The 26,223-nt window shown below is 63.9% G+C and carries 25 protein-coding genes; 4 read left to right on the top strand and 21 right to left on the bottom strand.

From position 1 onward, the window contains the following. Positions 1 to 24 precede the first annotated feature (24 nt). From fliL to fliF, 7 genes are all read right to left on the bottom strand, one after another. Positions 25 to 537 carry a flagellar basal body-associated protein FliL gene (gene fliL / locus J2X54_RS20210; RefSeq protein WP_070248662.1) on the bottom strand — a complete coding sequence of 171 codons (513 nt, stop codon included), beginning with the start codon at positions 535 to 537 and terminating at the stop codon, positions 25 to 27. A gap of 153 nt (positions 538 to 690) precedes the next feature. Further along, positions 691 to 2,223 (bottom strand): flagellar hook-length control protein FliK, encoded by a 1,533-nt coding sequence (locus tag J2X54_RS20205; RefSeq protein ID WP_310183052.1) that lies wholly within the window; start codon positions 2,221 to 2,223, stop codon positions 691 to 693. 31 nt (positions 2,224 to 2,254) lie between these two features. Then, positions 2,255 to 2,695, bottom strand: a complete 441-nt coding sequence (gene fliJ, locus J2X54_RS20200) for a flagellar export protein FliJ (RefSeq protein WP_070248667.1) — start codon at positions 2,693 to 2,695, stop codon at positions 2,255 to 2,257. A gap of 37 nt (positions 2,696 to 2,732) precedes the next feature. Beyond that, on the bottom strand, positions 2,733 to 4,319 hold the full coding sequence (gene fliI, locus J2X54_RS20195; protein ID WP_404990939.1) for a flagellar protein export ATPase FliI: 1,587 nt from the start codon (positions 4,317 to 4,319) through the stop codon (positions 2,733 to 2,735). A gap of 7 nt (positions 4,320 to 4,326) precedes the next feature. Further along, entirely contained in the window at positions 4,327 to 5,094 is a 768-nt protein-coding gene (locus tag J2X54_RS20190; RefSeq protein ID WP_310183048.1) for a flagellar assembly protein FliH, read from the bottom strand. A 17-nt stretch (positions 5,095 to 5,111) separates the two neighbouring features. Beyond that, complete coding sequence (gene fliG / locus J2X54_RS20185) at positions 5,112 to 6,110, bottom strand: flagellar motor switch protein FliG (protein WP_070248671.1); 999 nt, start codon at positions 6,108 to 6,110, stop codon at positions 5,112 to 5,114. Continuing rightward, positions 6,103 to 7,848, bottom strand: a complete 1,746-nt coding sequence (gene fliF, locus J2X54_RS20180) for a flagellar basal-body MS-ring/collar protein FliF (RefSeq protein ID WP_310183046.1) — start codon at positions 7,846 to 7,848, stop codon at positions 6,103 to 6,105. Before fliF ends, fliG begins: the two co-directional genes overlap by 8 nt. A 252-nt stretch (positions 7,849 to 8,100) precedes the next feature. Here fliF and fliE point away from each other — a divergent pair, with 252 nt between their 5' ends. Next, positions 8,101 to 8,445 (top strand): flagellar hook-basal body complex protein FliE, encoded by a 345-nt coding sequence (gene fliE / locus J2X54_RS20175; RefSeq protein ID WP_070248674.1) that lies wholly within the window; start codon positions 8,101 to 8,103, stop codon positions 8,443 to 8,445. A gap of 88 nt (positions 8,446 to 8,533) precedes the next feature. On the opposite strand, the gene J2X54_RS20170 is transcribed toward fliE, so the two are convergent. Continuing rightward, positions 8,534 to 9,178, bottom strand: a complete 645-nt coding sequence (locus J2X54_RS20170) for a cysteine hydrolase family protein (RefSeq protein ID WP_070248676.1) — start codon at positions 9,176 to 9,178, stop codon at positions 8,534 to 8,536. A 110-nt stretch (positions 9,179 to 9,288) separates the two neighbouring features. On the opposite strand from J2X54_RS20170, the gene J2X54_RS20165 reads away from it, so the two are divergent. Next, positions 9,289 to 10,221: a GlxA family transcriptional regulator gene (locus tag J2X54_RS20165; RefSeq protein ID WP_404990944.1), complete on the top strand. Its 933-nt coding sequence runs from the start codon at positions 9,289 to 9,291 to the stop codon at positions 10,219 to 10,221. Here the strand turns inward: J2X54_RS20165 and J2X54_RS20160 are convergent. The 13 genes from J2X54_RS20160 to J2X54_RS20100 all read right to left on the bottom strand — a co-directional run bounded on the left by J2X54_RS20160 (position 10,218) and on the right by J2X54_RS20100 (position 24,844). Then, complete coding sequence (locus tag J2X54_RS20160; protein WP_310183038.1) at positions 10,218 to 10,976, bottom strand: flagellar brake protein; 759 nt, start codon at positions 10,974 to 10,976, stop codon at positions 10,218 to 10,220. The two genes, J2X54_RS20165 and J2X54_RS20160, sit on opposite strands and share 4 nt — an antisense overlap. 15 nt (positions 10,977 to 10,991) lie before the next feature. Beyond that, the gene (locus J2X54_RS20155) at positions 10,992 to 11,321 is read right to left on the bottom strand and encodes an EscU/YscU/HrcU family type III secretion system export apparatus switch protein (RefSeq protein ID WP_310183036.1); all 330 of its coding nucleotides are present in this window, start codon (positions 11,319 to 11,321) and stop codon (positions 10,992 to 10,994) included. Continuing rightward, positions 11,311 to 12,663 (bottom strand): flagellar hook-length control protein FliK, encoded by a 1,353-nt coding sequence (locus J2X54_RS20150; RefSeq protein WP_310183035.1) that lies wholly within the window; start codon positions 12,661 to 12,663, stop codon positions 11,311 to 11,313. The genes J2X54_RS20155 and J2X54_RS20150 overlap by 11 nt, the downstream gene beginning before the upstream one ends. Positions 12,664 to 12,677: 14 nt before the next feature. Next, a complete protein-coding gene (locus tag J2X54_RS20145; protein ID WP_310183034.1) occupies positions 12,678 to 13,004 on the bottom strand; it encodes a flagellar protein FliT in 327 nt (108 codons plus the stop codon). A 3-nt stretch (positions 13,005 to 13,007) separates the two neighbouring features. After that, positions 13,008 to 13,445: a flagellar export chaperone FliS gene (gene fliS, locus J2X54_RS20140; protein ID WP_070248682.1), complete on the bottom strand. Its 438-nt coding sequence runs from the start codon at positions 13,443 to 13,445 to the stop codon at positions 13,008 to 13,010. A 23-nt stretch (positions 13,446 to 13,468) separates the two neighbouring features. Next, a complete protein-coding gene (fliD, locus tag J2X54_RS20135; protein ID WP_310183030.1) occupies positions 13,469 to 16,162 on the bottom strand; it encodes a flagellar filament capping protein FliD in 2,694 nt (897 codons plus the stop codon). 256 nt (positions 16,163 to 16,418) lie between these two features. Next, entirely contained in the window at positions 16,419 to 17,987 is a 1,569-nt protein-coding gene (locus tag J2X54_RS20130; RefSeq protein WP_310183027.1) for a flagellin, read from the bottom strand. Positions 17,988 to 18,272: 285 nt separating this feature from the next. After that, entirely contained in the window at positions 18,273 to 18,647 is a 375-nt protein-coding gene (locus tag J2X54_RS20125; protein ID WP_310183024.1) for a flagellar protein FlaG, read from the bottom strand. Positions 18,648 to 18,740: 93 nt separating this feature from the next. Continuing rightward, positions 18,741 to 20,303: a flagellin gene (locus J2X54_RS20120; RefSeq protein WP_310183021.1), complete on the bottom strand. Its 1,563-nt coding sequence runs from the start codon at positions 20,301 to 20,303 to the stop codon at positions 18,741 to 18,743. Positions 20,304 to 20,610: 307 nt separating this feature from the next. Further along, positions 20,611 to 22,218: a GGDEF domain-containing protein gene (locus J2X54_RS20115; RefSeq protein ID WP_310183019.1), complete on the bottom strand. Its 1,608-nt coding sequence runs from the start codon at positions 22,216 to 22,218 to the stop codon at positions 20,611 to 20,613. Between the two features lie 177 nt (positions 22,219 to 22,395). Continuing rightward, a complete protein-coding gene (locus J2X54_RS20110) occupies positions 22,396 to 23,043 on the bottom strand; it encodes a response regulator transcription factor (RefSeq protein WP_310183018.1) in 648 nt (215 codons plus the stop codon). Between the two features lie 69 nt (positions 23,044 to 23,112). Then, on the bottom strand, positions 23,113 to 24,246 hold the full coding sequence (locus J2X54_RS20105) for an ATP-binding protein (RefSeq protein WP_310183016.1): 1,134 nt from the start codon (positions 24,244 to 24,246) through the stop codon (positions 23,113 to 23,115). Positions 24,247 to 24,277: 31 nt separating this feature from the next. Next, complete coding sequence (locus J2X54_RS20100; RefSeq protein ID WP_070248697.1) at positions 24,278 to 24,844, bottom strand: hypothetical protein; 567 nt, start codon at positions 24,842 to 24,844, stop codon at positions 24,278 to 24,280. A gap of 61 nt (positions 24,845 to 24,905) precedes the next feature. On the opposite strand from J2X54_RS20100, the gene greB reads away from it, so the two are divergent. Both greB and J2X54_RS20090 read left to right on the top strand, forming a co-directional pair. Further along, positions 24,906 to 25,472, top strand: coding sequence for a transcription elongation factor GreB (gene greB / locus J2X54_RS20095; protein WP_310183013.1), 567 nt, complete (start codon positions 24,906 to 24,908; stop codon positions 25,470 to 25,472). Between the two features lie 104 nt (positions 25,473 to 25,576). Then, a complete protein-coding gene (locus J2X54_RS20090; protein WP_310183312.1) occupies positions 25,577 to 26,215 on the top strand; it encodes a transposase in 639 nt (212 codons plus the stop codon). Positions 26,216 to 26,223 lie beyond the last annotated feature (8 nt).

Genomic DNA, 26,223 nt, shown 5'->3' with positions numbered 1-26,223 from the left:
CCTGCTTCGCTGTGGTAACGCTACTTACTGAATGATGAACGCGGTAAACAATACATCGACGACGTCCTGCTTCTCGCCGCGCTGTTCCAGCGGTTCGCTGGTTTGCTCGACGATTTCCTTGGCCAGTTGCACCTTGCCTTCGGGGGTGTTGATGTCGGCCGCGCGCTTGCTCGACAACAGCAACAGCACCCGGCTGCGCACTTTGGCCATATTGACCTTGAGGTTTTCCTTCTCTTCGGCGCTGCCCACTTCCAGCGTGAACGCCAGTTGCAGGTATTGCTCGCCGCCGTCCTCGCCCGGTTGCAGGTTGACCGTGAACGGATCGACCGGCAGGTATTCCGGCGGGCCGGCTTTCTTTTCTTTTTTCTTTTTCTTGGTGGGCGCTTCTTCCTCGTGCGCGTCGCCACTGCTGTGCATGAAGTACCACGCCGCGCCACCGCCGCCGATGCCGAGCACCAGCAACACCGCGACGATGATGATGATCAGCTTTTTGCTGCCGCCGCCTGCCGGCGCATCCACTTTCTGATCAGCCTTCATTTTTGGGTTCGCTTTCAAAAAATTGCCCCTGGGTGTTAAATCGGTTTCGCCATTATGTCATTATCGGTTGTGCCTGCGCAGCAAGATCGACCGAAAAGAGGGGCGATCGCCCACCTGCTCGGTGTTTCCATGGTGAAACATGCAACAAAATGATCAGGCAAACGTATCGACCGCGCCGTTCGGCACCCGCGCCGTGCGGGCGGTGGCGGCGCCGGCCGCCGCTGCCACGCTGTTGCCGCTGTCTTCGCTGTCGCTGCTACGGCCACTGCGGCCGCGCTGGGTATTGCCGTCATTGGCCGCGCGCTGGCCCGCGTTCTGGTCGGCGCCGGCCGAGACAGTGGCATTGCCCAGCGCGATACCGGCCTCGCCCATCATCTCGCGCAGCTTGGGCAGCGCGGCTTCCAGCGCCTGGCGCACTTCCGGCGCGGCCGACGTGAAGGCGGCGGTGGCCTGGTCCTTGTTGACGCTCAGCACCACTTGCAGCGGCCCCAGGTCGGGCGGATTGAGTTCCATGGTGGCGCTGTGTTCACCGCCGGCGGCCATGAAGATCACTTTCTGGCCCAGTTGCTGGTCCCAGGCCGGGGTGCCTACGCGACTGTAGAGCGTGGCAGCTGGGACTGCGACCTTGGCCATTTCCGGTGTCGCTGCTGCGACCGTGGCGCCGAGCGGCGTCACCGCGTCCGGTGCGCCATCCCTGGCGGCCAAGGCCGCGTCGGTTTCTGCTTTGGCTTCGCCGCGTGCGACCGCCAGCTGCTGGCTGAAGTGGCCGAGCTCGGCTTTGAGTGGAGCACCGGTGACGGCAACGCCGCCGGTGCTCGTCACATCAGCGGCCTGGATGCTGGCTGCGCTGTGGTCGCCGGTGGCGGCGCCATGGTGGGCAGCAAGGGGGAGCGCTAGTCCGGCGGCGCCCTTACCCGTGCTCGCGACATTCTCCTGCGGGTCCTCGGCTGGCGCTGCCTGACTGGCCAGTTCCACGCGCAGCGGGGTCAGGCTGCTGTCGGCTTCCAGGTGGTCGGGCACGGGAGCCGCAGGCGCGGGCAAGCCATCGGCGGCGCGGCCCAAAGCAGCCTTGAACTCGGCGCTGCCGACTTGCGCGTCGGTTGCCTGGGCAATATCGGCGGGGCCGTCGGCCACGGCGCTGGCTTGCTCGGCAGTCAATGCAGCCAGGGTGGCGGCATCCATAACGCTTGCTGCAGCGCCGCCAGAAGCGAGGGCAGCGTCGGCTTCGGCGCTGGTCGCGTCGCCGTCGGCACGCTGGTTGAATGCCGCCACCAGGGCCAGCATGTCGGCGATTGGATCGGTGGCCTGCGCGGCCTGGGCATCGCTGGCGGCGCGGTCGTCGGTGTTGATATCGTCGGCGTGCCCGGCCTTGGCGATGTTGCCCGCTTCATCCGTCGACACGCCCTGCTTTTCAGCTGGCTTGGACTGAATGTTGCGGTCGGCGGTTTTGTCTTGCTGCGGCGGTTTGGGCGCCGCATTCGGCTTCGGTGCGGTGGCACGTGCGGCGCTTTGGCGTTCCACCGTTTTCGTCTCCGCTTGCTTCACGGCCTGGCGCTGGTCGAGTTGCTGTGACAGAGCTTGCCTGAACGCATCGTTGCTGCTACCGGCGCCCAGGTTGGCCTTGGGCTTGTTGGTGGCCGCAGTGGCCGTGGTGGCATTGAGGGAGGGGAGCGGGGCGTTTTGCATGAGGAACCGGAGAGTGTCGTGACTGTAAAAATCAGCGCTTGTAGAACGCCTGGCGCGCTGCGTGTTCGTCCATCTGTTTCTGGTCGCGCTTGTTTTCCAGCTTGAGCGCGGCGGCGTCGGCCCGCTCGTTCAGGGTGGAGTACGAGACGCGCTTGCGCTCGGCCGTCTGCCAGGCCAGCTTTTCCGCGCTGCTGCGCTGCTCGGCGCGCGTGATCATGTCCAGCTGGCCCTTGACGGCCACGTCGAGCTTGTCCATGAACGCCTGGAAGTTGCGGTAGGCCATGGGCGTGATGCCGGCCGCTTGCGCGTCCTGGAAGCGGTTGACGTATTCCTCGCGGTAGCCGACCAGCATGTCGTGCTTCTGGCGCGCGTCGTCCACCGCCTTGAGCGCGGCGCCGAGGCGCTTGGCCGCATCGTCGGTTTCGCGGCGGGCCAGGTCGATCAGGGTTTCGAGTTGTGCTTTGGAAGCCATAATGACTCCGATTATAGTTCTCGGCGGTAACCGTCAATCAGTTGAACAGCGTGGTAAGTTGCCCCAAGCTCTCGTCCATGGTCACCCGCTCGGTGATCTGCTGTTGCAGGAATTGCTCGATCTTGTCGTGCAGTACGATGGCCTGGTCCAGTACCGGGTCGGTACCTGAAGCATACGCTCCTACGCTGATCAGGTCGCGGCTGCGTTCGTAGCGTGAAAACAACTGTTTCAGCCGGCGCGCGCGTTGCTGGTGCTCGTGCGGGGTAATCGAATGCATGGCGCGGCTGATCGATTGCTCGATGTCGATGGCCGGGTAGTGGCCCGCTTCGGCCAGGCGGCGGTTGAGCACGATGTGGCCGTCCAGGATCGCCCGCGCCGAGTCGGCGATCGGATCTTGCTGGTCGTCGCCCTCGGTCAGCACGGTGTAGAAGGCCGTGATCGAACCGCCGCCCACCTCGCCGTTGCCGGCCCGTTCCACCAGCACCGGCAGCTTGGCGAACACCGACGGCGGATAGCCCTTGGTGGCGGGCGGCTCGCCGATGGCCAGCGCGATTTCGCGTTGCGCCATGGCGTAGCGGGTCAGCGAATCCATGATCAGCAGCACATTCATGCCCTTGTCGCGGAAGTGCTCGGCAATTGCGGTGGAGTACGCCGCGCCTTGCAGGCGCATCAGCGGTGGCGTGTCTGCTGGCGCGGCCACCACGACCGAACGGGCCAGGCCTTCGGCGCCGAGGATCTGCTCGATGAATTCTTTCACCTCCCGACCCCGCTCGCCGATCAGGCCGACCACGATGATATCGGCCTCGGTGTACCGCGCCATCATGCCGAGCAACACCGATTTGCCGACGCCGGAACCGGCGAACAGGCCCATGCGCTGACCCCGTCCGACGGTCAGCATGGCGTTGATCGAGCGCACGCCCACGTCGAGCGTATCGACGATCGGTGCGCGGCCCAGCGGGTTGGCGGGGCGGGTATTGATCGGTGCGCTGTCGGACGCGTTGAGGGGACCGAGGCCATCGAGTGGCCGGCCGGCCGCGTCCAGTACCCGGCCCAGCAGTTCGGGGCCGACCGGCAGGTGGCGCGCGCGGTCGCTGGGGCGGCGGCGCGGGTGGTTGACGGTGCCGGGACGTGGAATGGCCGGCTCCACCGGGAACACCCGGGTGCCGGGTACCACGCCTTCGACATCGCTTTGCGGCATCAGGAACAACTTGTCGCCCTCGAAACCGACCACTTCGGCTTCGATGCGCCCGCCCGACGGCAGCGGCACGGTGCAGGCGGCGCCCACGGCCAGGCGCAGGCCCACCGCTTCCATCACCAGGCCGGCCACGCGGGTGACGCGGCCCGACACCTGCATCGGTTCGACAAAACCGACCAGCGCGGTGCAGTCGCCAAGGTAGGCTTGCCAGCGGCTGGCGTGCGGATTTTTTGCCGGCGCCTGTGCCGGGGAAAGGTCAGGCGGGGCGGGATCAGCATCTTCGTCGCCATCGAGCAATTGCTCAAGGCCTGGCTGCAGCCGGGTTTGCAGTTCGGCCGGCAATTCGGCCGGCGGCAATATCAGGCCCTCGGCCGGCTGTTGGGCGGCGTCGGTGGCGTCTGGTGTGGGGATGTCGGTATCGGCGCTCATGTCGGTATCAGTCGAGCCAGCCGATGTCCTTGCCCAGCGCATGGGTCAGGCGCTCCCAGCGGGCGGCGGCGGTGGCGTCGATCTGGTTGCTGGCGGTATCGACCTTGCAGCCGCCACGGCCGATGCTGGCGTCGGTCACCACGCGCCAGCCGCCCTTGGTCAGTTCTTCGCCGATGCCGGCCTTGACCACTTCGGCGTCGTCCGGGTGCAGCACCAGCAGCGCCGGCTGTTGCAGCACGGGCAGGTATTCGATCGCCTCGCGCACGATCGGGATGATCAGGTCGGGCTTGGCGGGCAGGGCGGCTTTCAACATGCCCTTGGCCAGTTGCAGCGCCAGTTCCAGCACGTCGTTGGCGATCAGCTGGTCGGCCTCGCGCAGCGCGGTGGAAAAGTTGTCGGCCAGTGCGCGCACGTGTTCCAGCGCTTCGTCGGTGACGATCTTGCCGGCGTCCAGCGCTTCCTTGCGGCCATCGGCGTGGCCGGCTTCGTGGCCTTCCTCGTAGCCCGAGGTGCGCGCTTCCTCGCGGATCGCTTCGAGTTCCTCGACGGTGGGATAGACGATCGGCGGCGGCACCGGCGGGCCGATGTCGGCCAGTTCCTGCTGTGCTTCGATTTCATCGTACACGCGCTGCTCGGCGTCGAGCCGGGCCTGCTCGGCCTGGTGGGCGCGCTGTTCGGCGTCGCGTTCGGCCACCACGCTCGGGCGTTCGTCGCCGAACGAGGTCATTTCCCAGCGCTGGAAGGCGGTCTGCTTTTCTCTTGGTATGGTGGACATGGACTACTGGACTGCCTTTACACGAATGAGTCTTCGCCCTTGCCGCCAAGGACGATCTGTCCTTCGTCGGCCAGGCGGCGCACGATCTGCAGGATCTGCTTTTGCTGGCTTTCCACTTCCGACAGCCGGACCGGGCCTTTCGACTCCAGGTCTTCGCGCATCATTTCGCTGGCGCGCGCCGACATGTTCTTGAAAATTTTCTCGCGCAGTTCCTGCGATGCGCCTTTCAGGGCCACGATCAGCATTTCCGACTGCACCTCGCGCAGCAGCAGCTGGATACCGCGGTCGTCAATGTCGATCACGTTGTCGAACACGAACATCTCGTCCATGATCTTCTGCGCCATGTCGTTGTCGTAGTTCTTGATGTTGTCCATCACCGAACTTTCCTGCTCGCCGCTCATGAAGTTGAGAATCTCGGCCGCGGTACGGACGCCGCCCAGCGACGATTTCTTGATGTTTTCGTTACCGGACAGCAGCTTGGTCAGCACGTCGTTCAGTTCGCGCAGCGCGGCCGGCTGCACCCCGTCCAGGGTGGCGATACGCAGCACCGCGTCGTTGCGCAGGCGGTCGGTAAAGTGGCTGAGGATTTCGCAGGCCTGGTCGCGCTCGAGGTGGACCAGGATGGTGGCGATGATCTGCGGGTGTTCGTTGCGGATCAGCTCGGCAACCGATTGCGAATCCATCCATTTCAGCGATTCGATGCCGGACGCGTCCTTGCCGCCCAAAATGCGCGACAGCAGCACCGAGGCCTTGTCGTCGCCCAGCGCCTTGGTCAGCACCTGGCGGATGTACTCGTCGGAATCGAGGCCCACGGTGGACGCTGCCGCCACCATGTCGCGGAAGTTTTCCAGCGTGCCCACCACTTCTTCGTGCGGCACGTTTTTCATGGTGGCCATCGCCGCGCCCAGCTTGAGCACCTCGCGCGGGCCGAGGTATTTCATCACCTCGGCCGCTTCGCTCTCGCCCATGGCCAGCATCAGGATCGCCGCTTTTTGCAGTCCGGTATTCTCAGTCATTTGCGCCTATCCATTCCTTGATGATGTTGGCGACGATGCGCGGATCTTCGACCGCCAGTTTTTTCGCCATGGCGAGGTTTTCGCGATACGAGCGCACGGTGGTTTCTTCCATCTTGCGCAATTCTTCTTCGGCGATGAGCGCCTCGTCCGGGCCTTCGTCGATGACTTCTTCCGGCACTTCCGGCTCCGGCTCCGGGGTGTTGATCTCGTCGATTTTCTTGAACACGGGCCGCATCATCGGGCGCACGATGCGCAGCACGATGTACAGCAATATCAGGGCCGTGATCAGGAACTTGGCCAGGTCCTTGGCCATTGGCAGGTTGGCCGGGTCGCGCCACCAGTCCAGCGGCGCCTCGAACGGCCGGTCGACGCCGTCGAACGGCGAATTGGCCACGCTGACCGCATCGCCGCGGTCCTGGTTGTAGCCCATCGCCTGTTTTACCAAATCATTGATTTTCGCCATCTCTTCAGGAGTATAGGCCTTGACCGTGACTTTGCCGTCTTTATCGACCATGCGCTTGTAGTTGACCGCCACCGCTACCGTCAGGCGGCGCAGGCCGCCCATGCCGCGCGACTCGTAGCGCACGGTCTTGTCCACTTCGTAATTGGTGGTCGATTCCTTGTGGGTGGGCGAGGCGTTTGCGTTGGCATTGGCGCCCGGCGGTGTGCCCGGGGCGGGCGGCACGGCGCCGGCGCCACCGGCGATCTGGTCGAGCGGCGCGGTGGCCGTGCCCGGCGGCTGGTTCGACAGCGCACCGGGAATGCCGCCCGGGTTGGCCGGCGCGCCGCCATTGGTTTCGGTGCTTTGCTGGCTGCGGATGGCCGAGGCGGCCGGCGGCGAGTTCGGCTTGTAGGTTTCGGCGGCCTGCTCGATCTGCGAGAAATCGACGTCGGCAGTCGCCTCGGCGCGCACATTGCCTTCGCCGACGATGGGCACGATGATCGATTCGACCTGCTTGATGATCTGCGTCTGCATGTCCTTGACATACTTGAGCTGGGTTTCGTCCATGTTCTTGGCGTTCAGGCCCGACTTCTTGTTCTGGTCCGAGATCAGGTTGCCGGCCTGGTCCACCACGGTCACGTTGGCCGGCATCAGTTCCGGCACGCTCGAGGCCACCAGGTGGACGATGGCGGCCGTTTGCAGCGGGTCGAGCATGCGGTTCGGGTGCAAGGTCAGCAGCACCGAGGCGGTCGGCTTTTGCTGGTCGCGCACGAATACCGACGGTTTTGGCAGCGCCAGGTGCACGCGGGCGTTTTCCACGGCCGCCAGCGACTGGATCGAGCGCGCCAGTTCGCCCTCGAGCGCGCGCTGGTAGTTCACCTGTTCGAGAAATTGCGAGACGCCCAGTTTCTGGTTTTCCATCAGCTCGAAGCCGACGTTGCCGCCTTTCGGCAGGCCGAGGGCGGCCAGTTTCAGGCGCGCATCGTGCACTTGTTCGGTCGGCACCAGGATCGCCGCGCCGTTTTCGGAAAACTTGTGCTTGATGTTGAGCTTGTCGAGCTCGGCCGTGATGGCGCCGCCGTCGCGATCCGTGTAGTTGGAAAACAGCACGCCGTAGTCGGGCGCCTTGTTCCACAGGTACAGGCCGACGAGCACCGCCACGATTGCCGCAGCCGCTGCACCGCGCAGCACGTTGCGGCCCATCGGCGTTTGCAGGAACGGCAGGCGTTCGGCGCCGTCGTCGGCTGCCGGGGCAGGGGGCGCGTTGGAAGGGTCGAGTGGTTCGGCGACGGCCATGATGGTTAAATTCCGGGTACGTGGGAGTGATGCCTATTATTGCTTGACCCCAGGCAATTCAATCGCGTGAACAGCGCGCCTTTTCCGGCCCTGCTCGGACCAGAGTGCTTGCCTTGCTCTTGGTAATCTGTCAGCTCTGAATAAAAGGGAGGCCGCGAGGAAACCCGAGCCGTCCGTCATTGTAACGCCGCACCGGAGCAAAACGTGAAATTTGTTTCGTGAAAGCAACGCCAAGAACCAACAGGAGTGGAAATGAGAACAGGTGGAATCGATAGCAGCCAGATCCAGTCGATGATCGCGCAGCTGAAGGCGCACGCCACGCGCCCGCAGCTCACGCCGCCCGTGGTGCAGACCGAAACGGTGGCCGCGCCCAAGGCCGAATTCTCGGACGCACTGAAAACCGCGCTCGACTCGGTCAACGCGGCCCAGGTGAAATCGAGCGACATGGGCAAGCGCTTCGCCATGGGCGACGACAGCGTCAGCCTGTCGGACCTGATGATCACGATGCAGAAGTCGAGCATCAACTTCCAGGCCGCGATCCAGGTCCGTAACAAGCTGGTCACCGCATACCACGACATCATGAACATGCAAGTCTAGCGGCTGCTTGAAAACACCCATGGCGTCGTTGCAGCGGCTTGCCGTGCTAACGCACTGTCTGCGCCGCTGCGCCTAGCCCCGGGCGCTTTCAAGCAGCCGCAATCAGATTTATTTTTTTGGCGCGCTGGCTGGACATGACGATATTGTCCATTTCCAGCGCCACGCCGTTTTTGACGGCAGCGACCCAGTTGGCGGTCGTTGCCACGGCTGCAAAACTCGAATGAAACACCACGCTGAACACGCGATGGATCTCTTCCGCGCTGGCCTTGCCGGCTGCGTTCTCGTAAGGCAGCGATCCGCTCGCGTCCGCCAAAAATTCCACCTTTAGACCCGCATGCGCCGCATGGTAGATGGTGGCCGCGTCGCAGTTATGGGTCATGTAGCCGACGATGCTCAAGGTATCGATGCCGCGCGCCTGCAGCCAGCCGGCCAGGTCGGTGCCGGCAAACACGCTGGCCTGGCTTTTTTGCAGGTGGTGGTCGGCCTTGCGTGCGGCCACGTCCGGGTGCAGCGCCCAGCCATCGGAACCGGTGGCGAACACGGGCGTGCCGGCCGGTGTGGCGTGCTGTACCACGATGACGGGCACCCCATGGACGCCGGCCGTGTCCATTGCCAGCGTGATATTGGGCAGCGAGGTGGCCACCGGCGGGTGTTCGATCGGCAGCTTGCCGGTGAAGTATTCGTTCTGGACATCGATGACGAGCAGGGCGCGGCGTGGTGCAGGATTGGTCATGGCAGTTTCCTTGAAGGTTCAGTGAAAACCCATTGTCGGCCGGACAAGCCACACCAGCCAGTGGCCCGAAGGCATGGTTGCGTTACAATCGGGCCATGAGCCCAATCACAATCAAGGTGGCCGTAATCGCCTTCGGCGGCATCACCCCGTTCCACCTGTCGGTGCCATGCCTGGTGTTCGACGCCGCCCCGGCCGGGCATTTCGACGTGTGCGTGTGCGCAGCCGATGGCACGCCGATGGCCACCTCGGCCGGTTTCGCGATTGCCACGAGCCATGGCCTGGAAGCGCTCGACGATGCCGACCTGGTCATCATGCCATCGTGGCACGACGATTGCCGCCCGGCGCCGCCGCTGTTGCTCGCGGCCTTGCGCCGCGCCCACGAACGCGGCGCGCGCGTGGTCGGTTTGTGCCTGGGCGCATTTCCGCTGGCCGAGGCGGGCCTGTTGAACGGCAAGACCGCCACCACCCACTGGGCTTTTGCCGGCCAGCTGGCACAGCGTTTTCCGCAAGTGAAGGTGGACAGCGACGTGTTGTACGTGGACCAGGGTGCAGTGCTGACGTCGGCCGGCGTAGCGGCCGGGCTCGACTGCTGCCTGCACTTGCTGCGCCAGCTGTGCGGAGCGGAACTGGCAAACGCGGTGGCGCGCCAACTGGTGATTGCGCCGCACCGCCAGGGCGGCCAGGCGCAGTTCATCGAACGGCCGCTGCCGGTCTCGCGCAGCGACGGCCGCTTTGCCGACGTGCTGGCCTGGGTGGGCGAACGGCTCGAACACGCCCACAGCATCGACCAGCTGGCTGCGCGCGCAGCCATGAGCCGGCGCCATTTCACCCGGCACTTTCGCCAGGCAACCGGCAGTTCGTTCAAGCAGTGGCTGCTGGCGCAGCGGCTGGCGCTGGCGCGCCGCTTGCTGGAAAGCAGCGACGCCGCCATCGAGGTGGTGGCGCAGCAGGCGGGATTCGGGTCGGCGCTGTCGCTGCGCCAGCATTTCAAGGCAGCGTTGCAGCTGTCGCCGTCGGCCTACAGGAAGGGGTACAGGAATTAGCCGAGGCCGGCGATGCGGGCGTTGCGTTCGCGCTCGAGCTTGGTGATATAGCGTTGCACGTAGGCCAGCATGCTGCGCTGGATGCCGGTGAACTCGCAGCCCAAGCGGCGGTTGGTCTTGTTGTTGAGCAAGGTCATATCGAGCGAGTTGCGCACCTGCAGCGACGTGGTGACCGCGCCGATCTCGGGCAGATCGATGCGGCAGCCGGGAAACACCTTGCCGATGGCGTCGCCCAGCAACATCTTGTTGTCGAGCAGGGCGATACCGCCGCAGCTGATGTCGGCCAGCGGGAAGCTGGTGTCGCCGCCCAGCTCATCGGGCAACGGTATGACCACCCGCACCGGGTTGGTCACGGGCGTGTTCATGCGGTAGAACTCGCGCCGTTGCAGGCGGATCAGGGTGGGCGGCACGCTGATGCGGAAGGCTGCTTCGCCTTCGTGGGTGATCGGTTCGATGCGCTCGGCGGCAAACAGGATGCGCACCTTGTCGAGCGTGGTTTCGAACGACAGCCGCTCGGCATTGGCGATGCGCTGGTTCTGCTCCTCGTCGATCGAGGTATCGAGCACCACGGTATCGCGCTGGTCGTCGACGTCCAGGATCGAAGTCACGCACACGTCCGATTCACCCTGGATCAGCATGCGGATCAACTGGTTTTTCTGGCCGATGTTACGCAGCAGGGCGACGATCTCCTTGCGCGATTCGATCTCGAAATCGTGCCAGTTTTCCAATTCCGCGTCCTGAAAATGAGGGTACATCGAAGGCCAGTCGAGTCAAGTATCGGTGAGGGGAACGCTGGTGTCAGGCGGCGCCGGCAGCGGCTGGCCGGACTTTTGCGCAGATTCAATATAATAAAGCCATGCCAACAGTTCCGCAATCGTGCGGTAGAGCATGGGTGGAATTTGTTGATCAAGGTCCACGTCCATGAGCAAAGAAACAAGTTCCCTGGATTCGTGAATATGCACGCCGGCTTCCATTGCCACGCCGATGATCTGCTCGGCTACCAGGCCACGGCCCTTGGCCACCACCTTGGGCGCGGGGGCGCCGTCCTGGTAGGCCAGGGCCACCGCCTGTTGCAGCGGCTTGCGTACTTCAGTGGCCATGCTCGGCTCCCTGGGCGCTGTCGCCATCCTGCTGGGTGATCGCCAGCGAAGAGAGCAGGGCGCCGGCGGCCGCCATGGCCGATTCGAACTGGCCGGCGTAGGCGCGCAAGGTCGTGGCCGCGTCATCGGTGTCGGTATTGAGCTGCACGTGGACCTGGTCGCCCACCATGGTCACGGTGGCGCCCACCTTGCCCAGCATCGGCAGGCGGAAGCGCACGCCGCTGCGCCAGACCTGCTCCTGGCTCTCGGCCTCTGGCTGTTGGCGGCTGCCGTGCTGCTGGTTCTGCTCGCGCTTGACCTCCCATTGCATTTGCTGGCCGGGCCACGCCTCGCCGTTCCACTGCACCCGGCCTTGCTCCTGGGTGTGCAACTGCTGGTTGACCATTTGCGCCGGCGTCAGGTCCGGGCCGCCCGGCCCCAGCCGCGCCAGCGCTTCGCCCGAGCGCTGCGCCAGCCGTTGCAGTTGCTGCATCTGCTGCATTTGCGGTTCACGCATCAGGTCCGCCAGCGGCCGTTCGCCCTTGACCCACTCGGTCACGTGCGATTCGTAGAACAGCCCGCTCTTCGAGATGGTGTCGTGCAGTTTCTGGGTTAGCTTGTCGGTGTCGGGCGCGGCGTTACCGAACAGGGCGGTCTTGCCCACCAGCGCCAGTTGCGCCATCTGGCCGGCAGCCGGCAGCACCGTCGCCAGCGCGCGTGCGGTGGGACTGAGGGTCGATTGCGGCGTGGTATGGTCGAGCCCGGGCAGATCGGCGCTGGCGGTCAGCGGCGCCTTGCCCAGCAGGGTGGCGGCCAGGCTTTGCGGCCGCGTCGCTTCGGCGCCAGCGGTGCGGCCGCCCTGGGCAGCGCCGGTGGCAGTGGCTGCAGGCTGGGCATCGATGTCGGCAGCGGCGTCGGCACCGGCAGGCAGACCTGGCTGGACATTACCGGGCAAACCCGCGCCGCGTGCCGCACCCGGCAACGTGGCCTGCGCGGTTTGCGACGGCAGACCGGCGGCCTGGCCGTCGCCGCCGTCGGGATAGACCACGGTGGCGCCGGCGGTGCCGGTGCCGAACTGGAAGGTGGGGCGAGGGGAGGCGCTGAGCACGGTCAGCGAGACTTCGGCGCCGACCTTGACGTCGGCCGGCAACATCATGCGCACGTTCTGCTCGGCGACCTTGACCAGCGCGCTGCCGTCGCTGAACTTCGATTGCACCACCGCCGGCACGGTCTGGCCAACCAGGCCTTGCAGTGCTTTTTGCAGCGCGACTTGGCCCTGGCGGCCATCGCCCACCGCGACGCCGGTGCCGGCGCCGTCCGATTGCGCTACCGGCCGGACGCTGGCGTCAATGCGCGGCAACATGGCGCGCCCCTGCTTTAGACGTTGCCGTAGGCGTTAACCACGCGCCGTTCGGTACCGGTGGAGCTGATCAGCTTGGACAATTGCGCCATCCACGGCATGGTGAGGTCGCGGATCTGGCGGTCGGCGTTGAGCATCTGGCGGATCAGCTCGATCTTGCGTTCGCGGTCAGCGCCGGTCATCGACTGGGCCGGCTCGGCGCGCAGCGCCTGCACATGCACGGCCACGCGCTGTTCGAGCGCGACCAACGTGTCCCAGTCGCTGGCGCTGGCGGCCTGCACCATCTGTTCGGTCAGGGCGGCCATGGCGGCGTAGGCGGATAAAGCTTCTTGATTCGTCATCATGGGTCAAACGCTCGCAAAGTTGGCAGGTTGGGGGCGGCCGGTGGCGGCAGGCGTGTCGGCGATCGCATTCCAGGCGTCGCGCAGTTCGATCAGCAGGCGCTGGACTTCTTCGACCACCGCCGCATCGCTCTGGATATTGGCAGTGAGCAGGCGCCCGCTCATGTATTCGTACAGGGAATCGAGCCCCTCGGCGATCTCGCCGCCGGCCTTTTTATCGAGCGCGGCGCGCAGGCCGCTGTCGATGATCAGGATGGCCTTGGACAGCGACTTGCCCTTCTCGGCAATATTGCCGCTGCGGATGGCGCCCAATGCGCTGTTGAGCGCGACCAGCGCGCCGTCGAACAGCATGACGATCAGCTTGTGGGGGCTGGCGGCAACAACGCCGGTTTCCATGCCAACCTTGGCATAGGCATGCACGCCAGTTTGTCGAGATCCAAACATACTCTGTCTCCTGTAAATAATGCTTAACGGTTCGCTGCCAGCGCGGCCAGCTGCTGCGTCAGATACGATTGGGTGCTGTTGAGACCGGCGATCATGGTGTCGAGCGCCGAATATTGCTTGCGATAGCGCGCCTCCACGTCCACCAGGCGCGTGCTGAAGGCGTCGCGCTGGGCGGTGATGTCCTTGACCGTATCGTTGAGGCCCTTGGTGCGGCTGGCAATCACGCCGGTACCGCCCAGGTAGTTGGCCGCCAGCGTGTTGAGCTGGTAAGCGTAGCCCTGCGAAAAGCCGAACGTGCCGCGATTGCCGATGGTGTCGCCTTCGATGGTGAGCTTCAGGCCTTCGATCGGCGCACCGGGCGCGCCGGTCAGCGTCTGGCCGTCGCCGGCGGCCGAGTAGCCGCCGATGGTGCCGGCCACGTCCAGGCCCTTGACCGGCGTGGCGGTGCCGAACACGCTGGCCATGCTGGTGCCGGTGGAATTGGCGATATTGATGTTGGACTTGGCGCCGAAGCGCGTCGATTCCAGCTTGAGCATGCCATCGTCGCCGATGGTGGCCGCCACAGTGGCGCCGGCCGAGGAAAACTTGCTCACGCCGTTGATTGCCGATTGCAGCATGGTGGCCAGCTGGCTCGGACTGTATTTACCTTCCGGGATGCTGACTGCCACCGTGTTGTCGAGGTTGGGCGGCGTCGTGTCGTTGAGCGTGATGGTCCAGCTGGTATCCGGCGCGATCGTGGTTTCCGCTGCCAGGGCAGTATTACCTTTCAATACGGCCTTGGTGGCCAGCTGGGTGATGTTGATCGCATAATCGCCAGCCACGGTCTTGGCCGTGGAACTGCTGAACTTGATGTCGGGATCGGTACCCCGGCCCACCGCCGCGAACAGGCCGGCGATGTCGTTGTAATTGGTGTCGATCGCCTTGCTCAACTTGCTGCTGTCGAGCGCCAGCGTGCCGTCCTTCTGGAACGTCACGCCGATCTGCGACAGGTTGGTCAGGTTGCTGCCTTGCAGACCGGTAATCGACGACGTCATCTGGCGCCGGATCGTCGCTTGCAGGTTGCGCAGCGTGGAGTCACCCAGCAGCGGGCCGCCGGTCTTGGTTTCGGCATTGTAGCCGCCGAGCGAAGCGATCTGGCTGTTGAGGTCGTTATACGCCTTGACAAAGCCGTTGACCGACGTGGTCAGCGAACTGGTGTCTTTGGCCACGGTAAGGGTGGACGCGCCTATCTTGACTGCGCTGATGGTCACGCCGGTGATGGCGCCGCTGATACCGGTGCTCGAGCTGGTCACGTCGATGCCGTTGACGGTGGCCTTGGTATCGGAAGCGGCCGCCTTCTGGTTCAGGCTTTGCACGCCGCCCGGATCATAGCCCAGCAGGCTGACCAGGGCCGGGTCGGGCGGTTCGCCGCCGGTGCCGGCCAGCGTGATCTTCATGCTCGAGCTCTGGCCAGTGTTGGTCGACGTCAGAATCAGGCGGTTGGGCGTGGCGTTGGTGCCGGTCGAGCCGTCCGAAACAATGCTGGCGGTCACCCCGAAATTGCCCTTGTTGATGGCGTCCACGATGCCCGACAGCGAATTGTTGGTGCTGTCGATCACGATGTTACCGCTGGTGCGCTCGGCGTCGGCCGTGAAGGTCGAACCCAGGTAAGCGCCACCGATACCGGCAGCCAGGCCGGCGCCGGCCGGGTTGGAGCCGCCCACGTTGATCGGGCTGCCATCGTTGGAAATGAGCGAGATCGACGACACCGCCGTCGTGTTGGAGCCGAGATTGGCCTGGCCGCTGTTGCCGATACCGCCGGTGACGCTGCCCGTCACCGCCTCGGAGATGCCGATATTGCTGCCGTCGGCATTTTTGAATTGCAACGTGCCGGCGGCAGCGGTGCCGCTGACGGTGATGTTGGCGTCGGCCAGCGCCCGCACCACGGCGGTGTTGCCGGTCAGCGCGGCGTCGATCGAGGCCGCGCTCACGGCCTCGGGCGCGCCGGGTGCCACGTTCGCACCCTGCACGGCAATTTCCACGCCGCCCACGGTAAGCGAATAGGTGCCGCCGCCGCTGGTGTCCACCGCGCCGAAGCTGGCAGCGCCGCCGCTGCCGAACAGGGTGGCCGACGTCTCGGTGGGCGCGGCTTTGGCCGACACCCCGGTAGTGGTGCTCTTGGCGTTGATCGCATCGGCCAGCAGGCGCGCGCTGCGGGTAGTGCCGTCGGTGGCGATTGCGGTGCCATTGATCGACAGTGCGCCTGGTGTGAGGCCCCCGGTGTGCAGGCTGGCGCCCAGCGCCGTGCCGGTGATGCCGAAGGTGCCGCCGGCAACCGCGCCGAGCGAAAAGTTGATGGTGGTCTTGGCGCCAACGCCGATGGCTGCCGTGGTCGATTTGAATCCGCCCGACGCCAGCGTTTGCGGCTGGGCGATCTGGCTGATGTTGACGCGGTAGGAGCCGGCCTTGGCGGTGCCGTTGGCGGTGGCCGTGAAGATCGAAGAGTCGCCGGGTGCGACCGACATGGTCTGGAAGCTGTTGATCGACGTCAGGCTCGATAGCGACGACTGGAACGAACCGAGCGCGCTCGACAGGTTGCCGTACGCCGATACCTGGCCCAGGTAACTGGCCGACTTTTTGTCGAACTGCTTGAGTGGCGCGGACTCCGCCACCATCAGTTTGCTGATGATGTCGTCGAGGTTCAGACCGGATCCGATGTTGGTGGTAGCTATGCCCACGGTGCGCTCCTGTGTAAAACAATAATATAAGGCAATAACGGCAGAATCAAACCGGACTTGAGAGGGAAGAATACCAGCCAGTTCCCACTTAGCAATGAAAAGTCGGGGTTTGCCGGGCGTACCGGCGCCTGCGCGGTGGTTTTGCGCGCCGTAAAAAGATTGCCATGAAGGGAAAAAATACGGCGCGCACCTGGCGCGCCGCGTGGACGAGGGGGATCAGGCGGCTTGCTGGGTCAGCATGCTTTTGGGACCGGGATTAGCCACGCAGCAGCGACAGCACACCGTTTGGCAACGAGTTGGCCTGGGCCAGCATGGCGGTGCCCGCCTGTTGCAGGATCTGGCCGCGCGTCAGGTTGGCCGTTTCCTGGGCGAAGTCGGTGTCCTGGATCCGGCTGCGCGAGGCCGAGAGATTCTCGGAGGTGGTGTTCAGGTTGGCAATCGTCGAGGCAAAACGGTTCTGGATTGCGCCGAGGTCGGCACGGTTCCTGTTGATCAGGTTCAACGCTGAATCGATGGTTTTCAGGGCGTTATTGGCGCCTTCGACCGTACTGACGTCAACCTTGTCCACCGATTGCAAGTCGCTGCCTATCGTCACGCCGCCGGTCACCGCCGAGCCGGTGGTGATGCTGGAGGTGATCGAGAAGCCAGCATCGGACGAGAACTCGATCCGGCCGCCCACGACCGCCGCTGCGCCGGTCGTGGTGTCGAGGGCCACCGTGGCGGTCGAGGGCTGTCCACCGATATCGTGACCACGGACGGTGGCGCCCTGCAATGCCTGGTCGCCCGACTGAGCGGCGATCTGGATATCGTTGCCGGTGTTGTCCGTCAGTTGCAATTCCTTGTTGCCAGCCGCATCGAGCTTGACGGTGGCGGTGACGTTGGTGGTCGCGCTTTGGGCGTTGACCGCTTGCGCCAAGGCCGACAGGTCGCCGCCCGTCACCCTGGCGCTGATGGTCACCGGTTTCGAGGTCGAATCGTTGGCGTTCGAATTGGCGCCGCGCAGCTGGAAGTTGACGGCGCCGTCCTTGATGCTGCCGATGGTCGCCACCGTCTTGGCTTCGGCCGTGACCCCTGTCGTGACGCTGGCGGCATTGATCTTGGCCGCCGCCGACTTGGCGTTGTCGCCGGCAACGGCAGGTGGACCGGCCTGTGGCGCCCTGAGGAACACTTGCTGGCTGGTGCCGGCGCCAGATGTGATGGTCAGCGTATCGTCAGCAGTCAGGAAGTTGCTGAGGTCGGCGTTCAGATTGGCGGCGGTGGCCGCATTCGCTTGCGACAGCGACGTGGGAACATCGACTGGCTTGATGGTGTTGTTGCCGATATCGCGGGCCCTGGCGCTTTGTATGCTGACGTCGATGGTCTGGTTGGAGTTGGCGCCCACCTGGAACTGGGTGGACGTCAGGCTGCCGTCGAGCACATTCTGGCCGTTGAACTGGGTGGTGTTGGCTACCCGGTCGAGTTCCTTGCTCAGGGCGCTCACTTCGTTCTGGATCGACGCCCGGTCCGAGACCGAGTTGCTGCCGTTGGCCGATTGCACCGCCAGTTCGCGGATGCGCTGCAACAGGTCGCCGGCCGTGCCCAGGCCGCCTTCAGCGGTTTGCGCCAGCGAGATGCCGTCGTTGGCATTGCGGGCGGCTTGCTGGTTGCCACGGATTTGCGCCGTGAACCGCTCGGAAATGGCCAGGCCAGCCGCGTCGTCCTTGGCGCTGTTGATGCGCAAGCCGGAAGACAGGCGTTGCAGGGAGGTGGACAAGCTGGCTTGCGAGCTGCTCAGGTTGCGCTGGGAATTCAGCGACTGGATGTTGCTGTTAATAATTTGGGCCATGGGATTCTCCACAGTGACAACGGCTGGGCTCGGTGCCCGTTTCACTTTGGTCCGCCACGCTGTTCCGGGGCGCTCAAACCGCTGTTGGCGTATCCACTACGCCCAGTCCACCGGCGTCTGCGCCTGGGACCATGTTTACGACTATACCTCGCAAATCTTTAGTGCAGAGAATAAATATTTTTTTAAACCCGTACGGACGAAAAAAAACCAGCCCGGAAGCTGGTTTTTGTTGTTGATAAGCACACAAATGAGTACACAGGCGCTTTTTGCAGTATCACGCCAAGATCACGCGGTTTGCTGGATCAGCACGCCCTTGGTGGATTTGGCTTCCATCGCCTTGGCGATTTCCAGCGCCTCGGGTGTCGGAATCTGCCGCAATACTTCCTTGGTGCTCTGGTCGATGACCTTGACCACGGTGCGCTTGCTGTCGGTGTCGATGGAAAACTCGAGTCCCTGCGACTTCGCTTGCGGCGATTGGTTCAATTCGGACACCGCCCGGTTGACCTGGTCGAGCGACGGCGGACCTTTGACCGCGTTGGCCGTCTCCACAGCCGTGGCCGGCGCGCGGGTCGCGCCCGCTGCCTGAATGGCATCGCTGCCGGCGATCTGGCGTTCTTGCGGGCGGCCGGCGGCAACTGAGCCTATTGAGTCGATAGTCATGATGCGTCCTTTACGAAAAATCCCCGGACTGACAGAGTCAGCCGGGGAGCGTGGTTAGCGCATGTTTTTTCTGAGCTAACTCATCCGGAGAGATTAGCCACGCAGCAGCGACAGCACGCCGTTCGGCAGCGAGTTGGCCTGGGCCAGCATCGCGGTACCGGCCTGTTGCAGGATCTGGCCACGGGTAAGGTTGGCGGTTTCTTGCGCAAAGTCGGTATCCTGGATCCGGCTACGCGAGGAAGACAAGTTCTCGGTGGTCGTGTTCAGGTTGGCGATGGTCGAAGCGAAACGGTTCTGGATCGCACCGAGGTCGGCACGGTTCTTGTTGATCGAGTTCAGTGCCGAGTCGATGGTTTTCAACGCAGCGTTGGCGCCGTCAATGGTGCTGACGTCGATTTTGTCCACCGATTGCAGGTCGCTGCCGACCGTAGCGGTGCTGCCGCCGACCACAGCCGACGATGCCTGGTCGGTGGTAATCGAGAAACCCGAGTCGGACGAAAACTCGACACGGCCACCAACCGAGGCGGACGCGGTAGCGCTCAGAACAGCACCAGCACCGGCCACACCGCCGACATCGTGGCCGCGTATTTCCGAGCTTTGCAGGGCAACATCACCGGCCTGGGTGGCGATCTGGATGTCGTTGCCGGTATTGTCCTTCAGCTGCAGTTCCTTGGCGCCGCTGGCATCGACCTTGATGCTGGCGGTGATATTCGTGGTCGCGGACTGCGCATTGACCGCTTGGGCCAGTGCCGACAGATCGCCACCCACCACTTTGGCGCTGATGTTGACCGCCTTCGAGTTCGGATCGTTGGCGATGGAATTGGCGCCGCGCAGCTGGAAGTTTACCGCGCCATCGACGATCTTCGACAGCGTCGCTTCGGTTTTCGCCTCGGCGTTCACACCGGTGGTACCGGCTGCGGAATTGATCTTGGCAGCGGCCGATTTCGCCGTGTCGCCGACGACCACCGCGCCAGCGGTGTTGTCTTGCGCTTTCAGGAAAATATCCTGCGAAGCGCCGGCACCAGCCTTGATGGTCAGCTTTTCGGTGACCATGTTGCTGCCGAGGTCGGCATTGAGGTTGGTCGCGGTATTGGTCTTTGCTTGCGACAGCGAGGTCGCGGTATCGGCCGGCTTGATGGTGTTATTGCCGATGTCACGTGCCTTGGCGCTCTGCACGCCGATGTCGATGGTCTGGTTCGAGTTGGCGCCGACCTGGAACTGGGTGGACGTCAGGCTGCCGTCGAGCACATTCTGGCCGTTGAACTGGGTGCTGGTGGCAACGCGGTCGAGTTCCTTGCTCAGGGCGCTCACCTCGTTCTGGATCGAAGCGCGGTCCGATGCCGAGTTACTACCGTTGGCGGACTGTACTGCCAGTTCGCGCACACGTTGCAGCAGATCGCCGGCGGTGCTCAAGCCACCCTCAGCAGTCTGAGCCAGCGAGATGCCATCGTTGGCGTTACGGGCTGCTTGTTGGTTACCGCGAATTTGCGACGTGAAGCGCTCGGAAATTGCCAGGCCGGCGGCGTCGTCCTTGGCGCTGTTGATGCGCAGGCCGGAGGACAGACGTTGCAACGAGGTCGACAGATTAGCTTGCGAGCTGCTCAGGTTACGTTGCGAATTGAGCGATTGGATGTTGCTGTTGATGACTTGTGCCATGATGATTCTCCAGATTACTACGGTGTGGGCTAGCTGCTCATTTCACTTTGGTCTGTCTCCGCGTTCCGAGACAATCAAACCGCTGTTGTAATGATTTTCGGTTGCCCCACGGGAAAATTTAGCCCTGGAAACGAACTATAAATTTCATTTCAGCCCTAAAGTTCAGCCGATGCCTGCGCTTAATCGACCGCAAAAAACGATTCTTTAGGGTGAAAAATAATTTATTTCTCGGCGATTTAAATGAAAAAAAAGCCCGGCAGGCGCCGGGCTGGATAGATTTTGTGGCATCCGTACCAAGTTTTTTAGCCTATTCGGCCATCACCACCCGGTTCTTGCCGGTCTGCTTGGCGGAATACATGGCCTTGTCGGCACGTTTGACCAGGTCGGTCTGCTCTTCATTCGGGCGGCGCAGCGCGACGCCGGCCGAGAAGGTGATCAGGACTTTCTCGTTATCGTGCAGGAAGAAGTGCTTGGTCAATTCGCGCTGCAGGCGGGTCATGGTCGATGCCGCCGCGTCGATGGTGGTCTCGGGCATCAGGATCAGGAATTCCTCGCCGCCGAAGCGGGCGATCACGTCCATCGAGCGCAGGGTTTCCTTGACGATCTTCACCAGGTGCTTGAGGGCCGCGTCGCCGGCGATGTGACCATAGGTGTCATTGAGTTTTTTGAAGTCGTCGAGGTCGAGCACGGCGATGCACAGCGGCGTGCCACGGCGGTCGGCGCGCGCGGTTTCGCGGTCGAACACGTCGTCGAGGCCGCGCCGGTTGAGCGAGCCGGTCAACTGGTCTTCACGCACCAGCTCGCTCAAGTGCTGGAGCTTGGCCTCGAGCGCGTGGATGCGGCTTTCCGCATCCTGCACTTCCTGGCGCGCCAGCACCATCTTGTCGCGCGCCTTGAGCGCTTCGGCCTGCACCATCCGGGTTTCCTTGAGCACCTCGTCGAGGATGGTATTGAGCTCGGCGATATTGTCGGCCTTGCTGATCTTGTCCGAATAACCACCGATTTTCTCGTGGAAGTCGCCGGTGGATGCGGCCACCGCGCCCAGCCGGTCGATAAAGGTCATCATCATGTTCTTGACGGTGAGCTTGACGTCCGACAGGCTGTGCTTGAGCTGGCCCTGCTTGTAGATGACTTCTTTCAGCGTGCGGGTGGCGTCCTCGAGTGCGCGCACGTCGAGCGGGCCGGAAATCAGGTGTTGCACGGCCTCGATCTGACCCTGCAGCCAGCTGTCGTCGTCCAGCAGTTCGCTGACGTTTTCCAGCAGCAGCTTGAACAGGCGCAGCAGCAGTTCCTGCTGCTCGCCGCTGTCGGCGCCGCGCACTTCGATCTGGAAGCACAGTTGCTTGAGGCGCTGGCCGATCTCGGTCAGCGCTTCCTCGTTGTGGGCCTCGCGCGCGGCGCTGCCCAGGGATTCGGCTTCGGCCGCCAGCGCTGGCGCGCCGGCCAGCAGCGAGGCCACCGCGAAGGTCAGGGCGCGGCTGAGCAGTTCGCGCAGGACGCGGCTTTGCTCGTCCTCGACGCTGCCAACCACAGCGGCGCCACCGACCCCACCGATGCCGGCCACTTCGATGCCCGGCTTCTTGCTGATAAAGTGTTTTTCCACCAGTTGCGACAACATGCGCGCATAGCCGTCCCAGTCGCGCGATTTGACGGCGCGGTTGAAGCGGCGGCCGAAATCGGCCAGGTCGCCGGTACCGTCGGTGAGGCGCGTGGCAAACTGGTTCAGTACCGCTTCCGGGCCGGGGTCGATGGCAACCACCGGGGCCGCGACCGGTTCGCTGATACCGGCGATTTCGTTGTAAATCTCGCGGTAAGCCTCGGGCGTGGGCGAGATCCGGCGCAGCGCCAGGCGCTTGAACGCCTCGCGTGCGATCTCGGCCGGATTCTGCTCGGGGACTGCGGGTTTGCTGGACATGGAACCTCTATGGGTTTACTTGGTTGTAGCATGATAGGCCCAATCCTGATGCATCATTGCGCGGAGCAGGCGCAGAAAAACGTCTTTCATTTCTGCATCAAAAATGTTCTATCCGACAACGACTTATGGTCGCGTCGTTGTCATTTTACCCCTGTCGGCGCGGTTCGTCGTCCCTCGTTAGTCGATCAGCTGATTTTTGATGGCGTAGTGTGTCAATTCGGCGCTGTTCTTGAGCTTCATCTTGACCAGCAGCCGGGCCCGGTACTCGCTGACCGTCTTGACCGACAGCGACAGCTCCTTGGCGATCACGCCCACTGTCTTGCCGGAGGCGATCATGGTCAGGGTCTGGTACTCGCGGTCGGACAGGGCGTCGTGCGGCGGCGCCTCGTGGTCTTCGCCCACGTGGTTGGCCAGTTCCTGCGCCAGCGCCGGGCTGATGTATTTCTGGCCGTCCGCCACCTGGCGGATGGCGTTGACCAGTTCGCGCGGTGCGCTCTGCTTGGTCAGGTAGCCGGACGCGCCCGCCTTGAGCGAGCGGATCGCGTACTGGTCTTCGCGGTGCATCGACAACATCAGTACGGCCAGGTCCGGCTTTTCCTTCTTGATCTGCTTGAGCACGTCGATACCGCTGCGGTCGGGCATGGAAATGTCGAGCAGCATCACCTGGCATTCGGACTTGCGGAACAGCTTGACCGCTTCCAGGCCGTTTTCAGCCTCGCCGGCCACGATGATGTCGCGCGTCTCGGCCAGGATTTGCTTCAAGCCTTCGCGCACGATGGCATGGTCGTCGGCAATGAAGACCTTGATGATGGCTTTTTCGCTCATGGTGGTTTTCTCTACTTTATTTGCAGGCGCTCTGTGGCGCATTATTCACAGCAATTGGTCGCCGGTTGGCTATCCGGCTATTGTAGCCTCCGTGCCCGTGCTTTCGTGGCGTATCTTGATCGCCACCACGGTGCCGCCGCCCGGCGCGTGGCTCAGCGTCAGGGTGCCGCCCAGCGCCCGGGTGCGCTCCACCATGCCGCGCAGGCCGAACGACGCCGGCTTGGCGCGGTCGGCCTGGCGGATGCCGCGGCCGTCGTCGGTGATTTTCAGGCTGACGTAATGGCGCAGCCGCGCCAGCTTCACGCTCACCCGGCTGGCTTCGGCATGCTTGGCGATATTGGTCAGCGCCTCCTGGGCGACGCGGAACAGGGCCGTGGACTGGTCTTCGTCCAGCCCCATGTCGCGCTGGTTGTAGCTGAAGGTGGTCTCGATGCCGGCCTGCTTGTCGAACTCGCGCACCTGCCACTCCAGTGCGGCCACCAGGCCCAGGTCGAGCAGGGCGGGGCGCAGGTCGAGCGAAATCCGGTGCACGGCGTCGATGGTGCGGTCCACCAGCGAGTCGAGGTAATCGGTGCGTTCGCGCAGCGTCGGGTCGATGCCGATGCCGTTCAGGCGTGCGGCCAGCATGGCCAGCGCCATCTTGATGGCGGTGAGGTTGCCGCCTAGCTCGTCGTGGATTTCACGGGCGATGCGGGCGCGTTCCTGTTCTTTCACGCGGTCGCTGTGGGCGCTGAGCTCGGCCAGCCGCGCGCGCGACTGCCGCACTTCCTGCTGTTCCTGCTTGCTTTCGGTGATGTTGGTCATCATGCCGTCCCAGCGCATGGCGCCGCCGGGCAGCGCGTGCGGGGTGGCGCGCAGATTGATCCACTTGACGTCCTTCCAGGCATCGACCCAGATCCGGCCCTCCCAGTTCCAGCTCCGCAGCGCGTTGGCCGAAGCTTGCATGGCATCGAGGTACGAGCCCCGGTCCTCGGGCAGGACCAGTTCGAGGAAGCGGCCGGGTGCGGCGTGCAGGTCGGCCGGTGCCAGGCCCAGCAGCGCCTGGCAGCCGTCGCTCAGGTAGGGAAAGGCGACGCTGCCGTCGGCTTCGCGCACGAACTGGTACACCAGGCCGGGCGTATTGGAGACGATGGCGTCGAAACGTGCGCGCACCTGTGCCAGTTCGGCGGCAAGGTCGGCAGGGGGCAGGGCGGCAGTGCTCATGGTATTACTCATGGTGTTGATTGTCAGGGAGTCAGGTGCGCCAGCGCGCACGCACGCGCTTGAGCAGGCGGCGGAAACGTCCGCCCCAGCTACGCGGCGCCAGGCTGGCGCGTTGGCGCCAGCGGCGCACGCGCTCTGCCAGCGCCTGCACCCGCCGCCAGGCGGCGGTCGCTTGCAGGCGCGCGATCCAGCGCGCCTTGAGCGCCAGGAACCAGCCCAGCAATCTGGCGAACCAGACGATGGTGAGCAGCACCGGCCGCGTGAGCAGGTACAGCCGCGCCACGGCCGCCGCGCCCAGCACCTTGGCCAGCACGATCACGGCCAGGCCCAGCAGCGCATGGCCGTTGGCCAGCGCCCACAGCGCCAGCAGCTTGACCGGAAACAGCAATACGGCCGGCAATAACAGCAACACCAGCGCCGCGTACGGCCCCAGCCGGCAAATTCCTTGTTCCAGGCGCGCCAGCGGCGGCCACGCGGTAAGCCGGCGCATCAGCGCCGCGCCCAGGTCCCACAGCCAGTCTTCCAGCAGCAGCAACAGCGCCGCCAGGTAGACCAGCGGGGCGAACAGCCAGCGGTGCAAGCGTCGGAAATATTTCATCGGGACTCGTGTGGTTCTTCTGGCAGCATGATACCGCGCGGCGGGCAGGTACAATAGGCTCATGAATAAAGCCTTTGTAAAAGAATCCGACGGTGACGACGACGAGGAAGCCGCCGCGCTGGCGCTGGCCATCCCGCCCGGCTCGAAGAACTATATCCGCCCCGAGGGTTACCAGCGCATCAAGGACGAATTGCTGCAGCTGATCGATGTCGACCGGCCGGAAGTGGTGCGCATCGTCCACTGGGCCGCGTCCAATGGCGACCGCTCGGAAAACGGCGACTACATCTACGGTAAAAAGCGCCTGCGCGAGATCGACCGCCGCATCCGTTTCCTCACCAAGCGCATGGATTCGGCGGCCATCGTCGACCCCAGCGTGCACCACGGCACAGACCAGATCTTTTTCGGCGCCACCGTCACCTACTGCGATCAGCATGGCCAGGAGCGCACCATCACCATCGTCGGCATCGACGAGCTCGATCCATTGAATGGCAAGATCAGCTGGGTGGCGCCGGTGGCCCGCGCCCTGACCAAGGCGCGCGAAGGGGATGTCATCACCTTCCAGGCCCCGCACGGGGTTGATGAATTGGAAATCCTGGCGGTGAGTTACCCGGCGCCCGGCCCGACTTAAGCATACTCGTACAGCGTGAGGGTGGAGCGCCTGCGGGAGTTTTTTAACCCCGAGACCCCGGTGGTAGTGCGGTTTGACGTGCATCAAACCGCCAGAGCGCTTGGCTGCTACCGTCAGCTACCAAGCCAACGGAGCCCCGCCATGCCACGTCGTCCACGCCTGGTACTGCCAGGCATCCCCTGCACCTCATCCAGCGCGGCCATAATTGCCAGCGCTGCTTCATCAACGACGCCGATTACGTAACATACTTGGGTCTGCTGCGTGAACACGGACTAATGACCTCATGCAAACTGCACGCCTACGTACTGATGAGTAACCACGGCCGCCTCCTGCTGACCATACACGATGCCGCCGCCCTGTCCGGGATGATGAAGCCGAGCGCCCAACACTACGCCCAATATTTCAACTGTCGTTATCAGCGCACCGGCAGCGTTTGGGAAGGGCGCTATAAGACTTGCATGGTCCAGACTGAAGACTACTTCCTGGAATGCCAGCGCTACATCGAGCTTAACCCTGTACGCGCAGGGATGGTCGCATTTCCAAGTCACTACCGTTGGTCCAGTTATCGCGGCAATGCGGAAGGGCGGCGCGACGGGATGACGATGCCGCATGATTTGTATCAGCGGCTGGGGTTGACAGACGCGGAGCGGCGGCAGACGTATCAGCGGTTGTTTGATGCGCCGTTGAGTCAGTACAGGCTAGTTCAAATCCGGGCAGCAATTAATTCCCAGCGAGCTTTATAAACCCGACC

Source organism: Duganella sp. 3397, from assembly GCF_031456625.1.
In the GTDB taxonomy this organism is placed as follows: Bacteria; Pseudomonadota; Gammaproteobacteria; order Burkholderiales; family Burkholderiaceae_D; genus Rugamonas; species Rugamonas phyllosphaerae.
The sequence above is the reverse complement of the archived record's forward strand: the minus strand, read 5'-3'. Positions and strand labels throughout refer to the sequence as shown.

Coding starts and splice junctions, on each gene's coding strand:
- fliS (WP_070248682.1), bottom strand. CDS start 13,445: ATGTTTGGATCTCGACAAACTGGCGTGCATGCCTATGCCAAGGTTGGC.
- J2X54_RS20155 (WP_310183036.1), bottom strand. CDS start 11,321: ATGGCCACTGAAGTACGCAAGCCGCTGCAACAGGCGGTGGCCCTGGCC.
- J2X54_RS20115 (WP_310183019.1), bottom strand. CDS start 22,218: ATGTCCAGCAAACCCGCAGTCCCCGAGCAGAATCCGGCCGAGATCGCA.
- J2X54_RS20120 (WP_310183021.1), bottom strand. CDS start 20,303: ATGGCACAAGTCATCAACAGCAACATCCAATCGCTCAATTCGCAACGT.
- fliG (WP_070248671.1), bottom strand. CDS start 6,110: ATGACTGAGAATACCGGACTGCAAAAAGCGGCGATCCTGATGCTGGCC.
- fliJ (WP_070248667.1), bottom strand. CDS start 2,695: ATGGCTTCCAAAGCACAACTCGAAACCCTGATCGACCTGGCCCGCCGC.
- J2X54_RS20205 (WP_310183052.1), bottom strand. CDS start 2,223: ATGCAAAACGCCCCGCTCCCCTCCCTCAATGCCACCACGGCCACTGCG.
- J2X54_RS20150 (WP_310183035.1), bottom strand. CDS start 12,663: ATGTTGCCGCGCATTGACGCCAGCGTCCGGCCGGTAGCGCAATCGGAC.
- J2X54_RS20145 (WP_310183034.1), bottom strand. CDS start 13,004: ATGATGACGAATCAAGAAGCTTTATCCGCCTACGCCGCCATGGCCGCC.
- J2X54_RS20130 (WP_310183027.1), bottom strand. CDS start 17,987: ATGGCCCAAATTATTAACAGCAACATCCAGTCGCTGAATTCCCAGCGC.
- J2X54_RS20190 (WP_310183048.1), bottom strand. CDS start 5,094: ATGTCCACCATACCAAGAGAAAAGCAGACCGCCTTCCAGCGCTGGGAA.
- J2X54_RS20110 (WP_310183018.1), bottom strand. CDS start 23,043: ATGAGCGAAAAAGCCATCATCAAGGTCTTCATTGCCGACGACCATGCC.
- J2X54_RS20170 (WP_070248676.1), bottom strand. CDS start 9,178: ATGACCAATCCTGCACCACGCCGCGCCCTGCTCGTCATCGATGTCCAG.
- fliE (WP_070248674.1), top strand. CDS start 8,101: ATGAGAACAGGTGGAATCGATAGCAGCCAGATCCAGTCGATGATCGCG.
- J2X54_RS20125 (WP_310183024.1), bottom strand. CDS start 18,647: ATGACTATCGACTCAATAGGCTCAGTTGCCGCCGGCCGCCCGCAAGAA.
- J2X54_RS20105 (WP_310183016.1), bottom strand. CDS start 24,246: ATGAGCACTGCCGCCCTGCCCCCTGCCGACCTTGCCGCCGAACTGGCA.
- greB (WP_310183013.1), top strand. CDS start 24,906: ATGAATAAAGCCTTTGTAAAAGAATCCGACGGTGACGACGACGAGGAA.
- fliL (WP_070248662.1), bottom strand. CDS start 537: ATGAAGGCTGATCAGAAAGTGGATGCGCCGGCAGGCGGCGGCAGCAAA.
- fliF (WP_310183046.1), bottom strand. CDS start 7,848: ATGGCCGTCGCCGAACCACTCGACCCTTCCAACGCGCCCCCTGCCCCG.
- J2X54_RS20160 (WP_310183038.1), bottom strand. CDS start 10,976: ATGTACCCTCATTTTCAGGACGCGGAATTGGAAAACTGGCACGATTTC.
- fliI (WP_404990939.1), bottom strand. CDS start 4,319: ATGAGCGCCGATACCGACATCCCCACACCAGACGCCACCGACGCCGCC.
- J2X54_RS20100 (WP_070248697.1), bottom strand. CDS start 24,844: ATGAAATATTTCCGACGCTTGCACCGCTGGCTGTTCGCCCCGCTGGTC.